Origin of the sequence: uncultured Romboutsia sp. (assembly GCF_958366745.1) — a bacterium.
Taxonomy (GTDB): Bacteria; Bacillota; Clostridia; order Peptostreptococcales; family Peptostreptococcaceae; genus Romboutsia; species Romboutsia timonensis.
This window is the reverse complement of record NZ_CATXCO010000008.1, coordinates 24009-32946: the sequence shown is the minus strand read 5'-3', so window position 1 is coordinate 32946 and position 8938 is coordinate 24009. Positions and strand designations below refer to the sequence as shown.

Genomic DNA, 8938 nt, shown 5'->3' with positions numbered 1-8938 from the left:
ATAAGTGTCTTTTTTTGTTTATATATTTGTCTGATTTAATTATACAATTCAGGTTTTATAAAGTTTTGATGTCATTATTTAAGTATTAAAAGATAATAGTAATATCGTTAAATGTCTAAAAACATATTTTAATTTATAATTCGTATTTTTAGATGATAATAAGTGATAAAGTTAATAAAATGATGAAAAATATAAAAAATAAATTATAATTACGAACTATAAGGTGAAAAAACAATAAAATACTTGCAAAAAATAGAACTATATAATATAATTACTAATGTAAGATTAGTTAACAAACGAACTATAAATTGGACGGAGGTAAAAATGCAGGCAATTCAAGAAAATAAAAAAAGTTGGTTAGATAAAACTTTTAAATTATCAGAGAATAACACTTCTGTAAAAACAGAAGTAATAGCAGGAATAACAACATTTATGACAATGGCATATATACTAGTTGTAAATGCTAACATACTTTCAGAAACAGGTATGGATAAGGGTGCGGTATTTGCTGCAACAGCAATAGCAGCATTTATAGGAAGTTGTGCAATGGGACTTTTAGCAAATTATCCAATAGCTTTAGCTCCGGGAATGGGACTTAATGCATTCTTTGCATATACAGTAGTTCTAAGAATGGGATATAGTTGGCAATTTGCTTTATGTGCAGTATTAATAGAAGGAATTATATTTATATTACTTACAATAACAAACGTTAGAGAAAAAATAATAGACTGTATACCACCTGTATTAAAACATGCGGTTACGGCTGGAATAGGATTATTTATAGCATTTATAGGATTAGCTAATGCAGGTATAGTAGTTAACGGAGCTACAATACTTCAATTAGGAAACTTAACAGATCCATTAGTATTATTAACTTTATTTGGTTTAATACTAGCTGGGATATTATTAGCTAAAAATGTTAAAGGAGCATTCCTTTTAGCTATGGTAGTTGTATCAGCAATAGGTATGGTAGCAGGACTTGTACAAATACCAAATGCAATAGTATCAGCTGTTCCATCAATAAAGCCGATATTTATGCAAGCTTTATCAGTTCCAATGGATCAAATATTTAGCTTTGATATGGTTGTGGTTGTATTTACATTCTTATTCGTTGATTTATTTGATACAGTAGGATGTTTAGTAGGAGTTGCTTCAAAAGGAGATATGTTAGATGAAAATGGTAAGCTTCCAAAAGCTAAGCAAGCATTATTTGCAGATGCTATAGGAACTACAATAGGAGCTTTAATTGGGACATCTACAGTAACTGCATATGTTGAAAGTGCATCAGGAATAGGTGAAGGTGGAAGAACAGGACTAACATCAATAACAACAGGAGTAATGTTCTTACTTGCATTATTCTTTGCACCGATATTTACATCAATACCAACGCAAGCAACAGCGCCAGTTCTTATATTAGTAGGAGTTATGATGGCAAGTTCGCTTACAAAGATAGATTTTAACGATTTCACAAATGCAATACCAGCATTTTTAACATTTGCTATGATGCCACTTGCTTATAGTATAGCTGATGGAATAATATTTGGTATAATATCTTTCACAGTTTTAAAATTAGCTACTAATAAGAAGAGTGAAGTAAACTTATCGTTAATATTACTTTCAATATTATTTATATTAAAATTTGTATTCTTAAAATAATAAACTAGCCTAGCACTAAAAAGTGCTAGGCTTTTTAATTTTTAAAATTAATAATAATATACGAATTATTAATAAAGTTTTAAAGTTAAAGTTCGTAAAATGCTTGATAATTTATGAAATATATAATAAAATATAAATACAATATTACGGAATACAAAGAATATTAAAATATTAATACTTAATAATATTCGGATGGTTTCAAAAAAATGAATGACACATCATATTTATGGAGGGGTAAACATGAAAGTAGCTGTAATAATGGGGTCAAAGTCAGATTATCCTAAATTAGAAGAGGGGATAAAGTTATTAGAAAGATTTGGTGTAGAAGTTTCTGTAAGAGCATTGTCAGCACATAGAACACCAAAGCAATTAGTATCATTTTTAGAAGAAATAGAAAATGATACAGACGTAATAATAGGAGCAGCAGGAAAAGCAGCACATTTACCTGGAGTAATAGCTTCTCACACATTAATACCAGTAGTAGGCTTACCAATAAAATCATCGACAATGGATGGTTTAGATTCACTTTTATCAATAGTTCAAATGCCGCCAGGTATACCTGTAGCAACAGTAACAATAGATTCAGGTATAAATGCAGCATTAATGGCACTTCAAATTATGAGTATTAAATATCCAAAAGTAAAAGAAGATTTAGTTTTATATAGAAAAGAAATGGAAGAAAAAGTACTAGAAGATGATAAAAACTTAAGGGGGTAATTTATTATGTTATTATATGAAGGAAAGGCAAAAAAAGTATATTCTACAGAAAGTGAAAATGAGTTTATAGTTTATTTTAAAGATGATGCAACTGCATTCAATGGGGAGAAAAAAGCTCAAATATCATCAAAGGGTATTTTAAATAATAAAATTTCTACAATAATATTTGAAATGTTACACGAGGAACAAATCAAAACGCACTTCGTAAAGAAAATATCAGAAAGAGAAATGTTAGTTAAGAAGGTTGAAATACTACCACTTGAAGTAATAGTAAGAAATATAACAGCAGGATCATTCTGCAAGAGATATGGGGTAGAAGAAGGTATAGTTTTAGATGAGCCAATATTCGAATTATCATACAAAAATGATGCATACGGAGATCCTATGTTAAATGATGACCATGCTGTAGCAATGAAATTAGCTACTAGAGAAGAATTACAATTCTTAAGAAATGAAGCCTTAAAAATAAATGAAATTATGAAGGAATTTTTCTTAAAAATGAACTTAAAGTTAGTAGACTTTAAATTAGAGTTTGGGAAAGATAGTGAAGGAAATATAATATTAGCGGATGAGGTATCTCCTGATACTTGTAGACTTTGGGATGTAGACACAAATGAAAAATTAGATAAAGACAGATTCAGAAGAAATCTTGGAGATTTAGTACAAGGTTATGAAGAAGTTCTTGCTAGAATGAGTAACTAGGAGGACATTTTATGTGTGGTATAGTAGGGATTTATTCAAATAAAGATATAGCTAAAGAATTATATTACTCTTTATATTCAATTCAACATAGAGGCCAAGAAAGTTGTGGAATGGCAATATCTAATGGTGACAATATAAATTATAAAAAAGATATGGGCTTAGTTGGAGATGTATTTAAAGAAAGTGAGCTAGCAAACTTAAAAGGAAATATAGGTATAGGGCATGTTAGATATTCAACAGCTGGAGGAAGCCATTTAGCAAACTGTCAACCGCTTGTTGGAAGATGTAGAAAAAGAGAATTAGCCCTAGCTCATAACGGAAATCTAGTAAATGCAAATTACTTAAGAGATATGTTAGAAGAAGATGGATATATGTTTCAAGCAAATTCTGACACAGAAGTGATTTTATATATATTAGCTAGATACTATAAGGGAGATATAGTAGAAAGTATAAAAATAACTATGGACTATATAAAGGGAGCATACTCTCTTGTAATAATGGGAGAAGATGAGTTAGTAGCAGTTAGAGATCCACATGGATTTAGACCTTTAGTATTAGGTAAAAAAGGTGATGAGTATATATTTGCTTCAGAAAATTGTGCAATAGATATACTTGGTGGAGAAGTAATAAGAGATGTTGAACCTGGTGAAATAATAGTTGCAAAAGATGGTAAGCTTAAATCTTATTTCTACTCTGAAAATTATAAACCAGTTAAGAAAAGTTGTATATTTGAACATATTTACTTTGCAAGAAATGATGCAACTATAGATAATGTAAATGCATATGACTTTAGAGTTAAATGTGGAGAAGTATTAGCTAAAGATGAGGATATAAAAGCTGATATAGTAGTACCAGTTCCTGATTCAGGATGGGCAGGAGCAGTAGGTTATTCTAATGAAAGTAAACTTCCTTTAAGTGAAGGCCTAGTTAAAAATAGATATGTAGGTAGAACATTTATAAAACCTACTCAAGAAGAAAGAGAAATAGGGGTTAAGATAAAATTAAATCCATTATCAAATGTAGTAAAAGGTAAATCTATAGTTTTAGTCGATGATTCTGTAGTTAGAGGAACAACTTCTAAACTAATAGTAAAATCACTTAGAGATGCAGGTGCTAGTGAAATTCACTTAAGAATAACATCTCCTCCAGTACAGTACTCTTGTTACTATGGTATAGATACACCGCATCGCTCAAACCTAATAGCTTCAGGTAATGATGTAGAGTATATTAGAGAATATATAGGGTGTGATTCTTTAAAATTCTTAGATATAGATTTAATGATAGAAGCTACAGAAAATAAAGCTACTTTTTGTAAAGCTTGCTTTGATGGAGATTATCCAGTTAAGAAATTAGATAGGGAGGAACTACTTTCATGTTAACATACAAACAATCAGGTGTAGATATAGACGAGGGAAACAGAGCAGTAGATCTTATAAAAGGGAAAATAAAATCTACTTATGATAATAATGTAATAGGTGATTTAGGAAACTTTAGTGGACTATATAGCCTAAAGGAATTTGTAGGCATGGAAGAACCAGTTTTACTTTCTTCTACTGATGGAGTTGGTACTAAATTAAGATTAGCTCAAATGATGGATAAACATGATACAGTAGGGATAGATTTAGTTGCAATGTGTGTCAATGATTTAATATGTCAAGGCGCTAAACCATTATTCTTTTTAGATTATATAGCTACTGGAAAATTAGTTGCAGAAAATATAAATCAAATAGTTGGTGGTATAGTAGATGGATGTAAAATGGCAGGATGTGCGTTAATAGGTGGAGAAACTGCTGAGATGCCAGGAATGTATGCTGAAGATGATTATGATTTAGCAGGATTTTCTGTTGGTATAGCTGATAAGGCGAAGATAATTTCAGGTCAAAATGTTAAAGCAGGGGATGTTTTAATAGGGATATCATCAAGTGGGGTACATAGTAACGGATACTCTTTCATAAGAAAAATATTCTTAGATACATATAACTATAAGTTAGATCAACATATAGAAGAATTAGGAATGAATTTAGGAGAAGCTTTATTAACTCCAACAAAAATATACGTTAAGTTAGTATTAGATTTATTAAAACAATATGATATAAAATCGATAGCTCATATAACTGGTGGTGGAGTTATAGAAAATATACCAAGAGTTATACCTAAAGGTTTAGGAATAGATATAAATAAAAATTCTTGGGAAAAGCCAGCGATATTTAAACTAATAGAAAGCTTCAATGCTATAGATGAAAGAGAACTACATAAGAGTTTTAACATGGGAATCGGATTAGTTATGGTAGTTGAAAAAGATAAAGCTGAAGAAGTAGTTAATTTTATAAATAATAGAGAAGAAGAAATACATGTAGATGCAAAATATACTGAATTAATGAAAGATAGAGCTTATATAATAGGTGAAGTTGTTGATACTCATGAAGGAGTAAATTTATGTTAAACATTGGAGTTTTAATATCTGGTGGAGGTACAAATTTACAAGCTATTATAGATGAAACAAAATCAGGTGGAATAAATGGTACAGTAAAGCTTGTTATTTCAAATAAAGAAAATGCCTATGGTTTAGAAAGGGCTAGATTAAGTGGTATTAAAGCCGTTTATGAAACTAATGAAGATAAAATAATAGGGCTATTAAAAGAAAATAACATAGATTTAATAGTTTTAGCAGGGTATTTAAAAATAATAACTCCTAAATTTGTAGATGAATTTAGAAATAAAATAATAAATATTCATCCATCGTTAATACCTTCTTTCTGTGGAAAGGGGTATTACGGTGAAAAGGTACACCAAGGTGTTATAGATTATGGTGCGAAGGTAACTGGAGCTACAGTACATTTTGTAGATGAGGGAGCAGATACTGGAGCAATAATAATGCAAGAAACTGTAAATGTAGAACAAGATGATGATGCAAAGTCTCTTGCAAAAAGAGTTTTAGAAGTTGAACATAGAATTTTAAAAGAAAGTATAAGATTGTTCTGTGAAAATAAATTAAGTATTCAGGGTAGGAGAGTGTTTATAAATGAGTAAAAGAGCATTAATAAGTGTGACAGATAAAAGTGGAGTAGTTGAATTTGCTAGAGAATTAAACAATCTAGGATATGAAGTTATATCTACTGGTAATACATTTAAGATACTAAAAGAGAATGGGGTAAATGCAATAACAATTGACGAAGTTACAAAATTCCCAGAAATGCTAGACGGAAGAGTTAAGACATTAAATCCATATATACATGGTGGAATACTTTATAAAAGAGATGAAAAATCTCATGTGGATACTGTAAATGAATACAATATAGGTTCTATAGATTTAGTAGTAGTTAACTTATATGATTTTGAAGGAACTTTAAAAGCTGGAAAAAGCCATGAAGAAATGATAGAAAACATAGATATAGGTGGACCATCTATGATACGTTCTGCTGCTAAAAACTATAAAGATGTAACAATAATAGTTGATGTAGCTGATTATGACACTATAATAGAAAAACTAAAAAATAATGAGTTAACTTTAGAAGATAGAAAAAGGCTAGCTTATAAGGCATTCTCAACTACAGCAAGATATGATGCTCTTATATCTACTTATTTTGCTAATGAAGTAGGTGATAAGTACTCAGAAATACTTAATTTAACTTTCCAAAAGGAACAAACTTTAAGATATGGAGAAAATCCACATCAAGCAGGTATTTTATATAGCCAACCAAATGCGAAAAATCCAATATTAAATTATGAACAATTAAACGGAAAAGAACTTTCTTTTAATAATATAAATGATTTACATGGATGCTTAGAAGTTATGAGAGAATTTAAAGATAGTGAAGAAGTTGTTTCAGTAGCTATAAAACATACCAATCCATGTGGAGTAGGAATTGGAGCTAATGCTTTAGAAGCTTATACAAAATGTTATGAAGCTGATACAGTTTCAATATTTGGTGGAATAGTAGGGATAACTTCAACAGTAGATGTTGAAGCTGCTAAGAAGTTAAATGAAATATTCCTAGAAATAGTAGTAGCTTATGATTTTACAGAAGAAGCTTTAGATGTTTTAAGACAAAAGAAAAACTTAAGGGTATTAAAATTAGCTAAAATAGAAGAGAGTTTACAACCATACGATATGAAGTATTTAGATGGTAAGTTATTAATACAAGATAAAAATAATGTATTAGCTGATAAGTATGAAACAGTAACAAAAGTGAAACCTTCTAAAGAGCAACTTAAAGATATGGAATTTGGTATGAAAATAGTTAAAAACATGAAATCAAATGCCATAGTTATAGTTAAAGATGGTCAAACTTTAGCATCAGGGTGTGGTCAAACATCAAGAATATGGGCACTTAAAAATGCCTTAGAAAATAACAAGGATAAAGATTTCAAAGGTGCAGTACTTGCTTCAGATGCATTCTTCCCATTTGATGATTGTGTTACATTAGCTAATGAATATGGAATAAGTGCAGTGGTTCAACCTGGTGGTTCAATAAAAGATCAAGACTCAATAGATGCTTGTGATAAATATGAAATGACAATGGTGTTTACAGGAACAAGACACTTTAAACACTAGGGGGTAAATTATGAAAATATTAATTGTAGGCGGTGGTGGAAGAGAACATGCCATAGCTTGGAAATTAAGTAAAGAAAATAATGTTGAAAAAATCTATTGTGCTCCAGGTAATGCAGGGATAGCAAAAGTTGCGCAATGTGTAAATATAAGTGACAGTGATATAGAAAATTTAGTAAAGTTTGCAAAAGAAAATAATATAGACTTAACTGTAGTTGGACCAGAGGTTCCCCTTGTAAATGGTATAGTAGATGAATTTGAAAAAGAAGGTCTTAAAATATTTGGACCAAACAAAGAATGTTCTACATTTGAGGGAAGTAAATCATTTTCTAAAGACTTTATGATAAGACATAATATACCAACTGCTAAATATAAAGAATATACAAATTTAGATGAAGCTATAAGCGAAATCGATAGTTTTGGATATCCAGTGGTCATAAAAGCTGATGGGTTGGCAGCTGGAAAAGGTGTTGTAATACCAGAAAATAGAGAAGATGCTATAAATACTTTAAAGGAAATGATGAGTGATAAAAAGTTTGGAAGTGCGGGGGATAAAGTAGTAATAGAAGAGTTTTTATCAGGTATTGAAACTTCTATATTAGCATTTGTAGATAACGATACAATAGTTCCTATGGTAAGTGCTAAAGATCACAAAAAAGTATACAACTTTGAAAAAGGTCCAAATACAGGAGGAATGGGTACTTTTTCTCCAAGTGAAATCTATACAGATGAGTTGTCTAAAGAAATAAGTGAGAAAGTATTAAATAGAACTTTACAAGGTTTCAAAAAAGATAATTTAAATTATAAAGGAGTATTATTTATAGGACTTATGATAACTGAAGATGGTCCAAAGGTACTTGAATATAATGTAAGATTTGGAGATCCTGAAACTCAATCTGTTTTATTCAGATTAGAAACTGACTTACATAAAATAATGGAAGCTATATTAGATAATAAATTAAAAGATATAGAAATTAATTATAAAAAAGAAGAAGCTGTTTGTGTAATGCTTACATCAGGTGGATACCCAGAAGATTATGAAAAAGGTAAAGTGATAACTGGCCTTGAAGATTTAGATGAAGATATAGTTGTATTTCATAGTGGAACTAAGATGTTAGACGGAAACTTAGTTACTAATGGTGGTAGAGTTATAGGAATAACAACAAGTGCAGGCAGTGTAGAAGAAGCTGCTAAAAAGGTATATAAAAATATAGAGAAAATAAACTTTGAAGGAATGCATTATAGAACTGATATAGGGATTAAGTTTTGTGAAGAAATATCTTTTTAAGTATAAATCTTAAAATTAGATAA

8 protein-coding genes are annotated in these 8938 nt (G+C 29.8%); all 8 read left to right on the top strand.

The genetic code is table 11. The annotated features are described in order from the left end of the window. Window positions 1-324 precede the first annotated feature (324 nt). Complete coding sequence (locus Q5F54_RS01615; protein ID WP_281538385.1) at window positions 325-1656, top strand: NCS2 family permease; 1332 nt, start codon at window positions 325-327, stop codon at window positions 1654-1656. Window positions 1657-1896: 240 nt separating this feature from the next. Further along, window positions 1897-2373, top strand: a complete 477-nt coding sequence (gene purE / locus Q5F54_RS01610; RefSeq protein ID WP_281538384.1) for a 5-(carboxyamino)imidazole ribonucleotide mutase — start codon at window positions 1897-1899, stop codon at window positions 2371-2373. Window positions 2374-2379: 6 nt separating this feature from the next. After that, window positions 2380-3075, top strand: a complete 696-nt coding sequence (purC, locus tag Q5F54_RS01605) for a phosphoribosylaminoimidazolesuccinocarboxamide synthase (RefSeq protein ID WP_281538383.1) — start codon at window positions 2380-2382, stop codon at window positions 3073-3075. An 11-nt stretch (window positions 3076-3086) separates the two neighbouring features. Further along, entirely contained in the window at window positions 3087-4454 is a 1368-nt protein-coding gene (purF, locus tag Q5F54_RS01600) for an amidophosphoribosyltransferase (RefSeq protein ID WP_281538382.1), read from the top strand. Beyond that, complete coding sequence (purM, locus tag Q5F54_RS01595) at window positions 4448-5518, top strand: phosphoribosylformylglycinamidine cyclo-ligase (protein ID WP_288526313.1); 1071 nt, start codon at window positions 4448-4450, stop codon at window positions 5516-5518. The genes purF and purM overlap by 7 nt, the downstream gene beginning before the upstream one ends. Further along, window positions 5512-6105 carry a phosphoribosylglycinamide formyltransferase gene (purN, locus tag Q5F54_RS01590; protein ID WP_302333893.1) on the top strand — a complete coding sequence of 198 codons (594 nt, stop codon included), beginning with the start codon at window positions 5512-5514 and terminating at the stop codon, window positions 6103-6105. Before purM ends, purN begins: the two co-directional genes overlap by 7 nt. Further along, entirely contained in the window at window positions 6098-7630 is a 1533-nt protein-coding gene (purH, locus tag Q5F54_RS01585) for a bifunctional phosphoribosylaminoimidazolecarboxamide formyltransferase/IMP cyclohydrolase (protein ID WP_302169856.1), read from the top strand. The genes purN and purH overlap by 8 nt, the downstream gene beginning before the upstream one ends. Before the next feature lie 10 nt (window positions 7631-7640). Next, window positions 7641-8915 carry a phosphoribosylamine--glycine ligase gene (gene purD / locus Q5F54_RS01580; protein ID WP_288526311.1) on the top strand — a complete coding sequence of 425 codons (1275 nt, stop codon included), beginning with the start codon at window positions 7641-7643 and terminating at the stop codon, window positions 8913-8915. The last annotated feature ends 23 nt before the right edge of the window (window positions 8916-8938 follow it).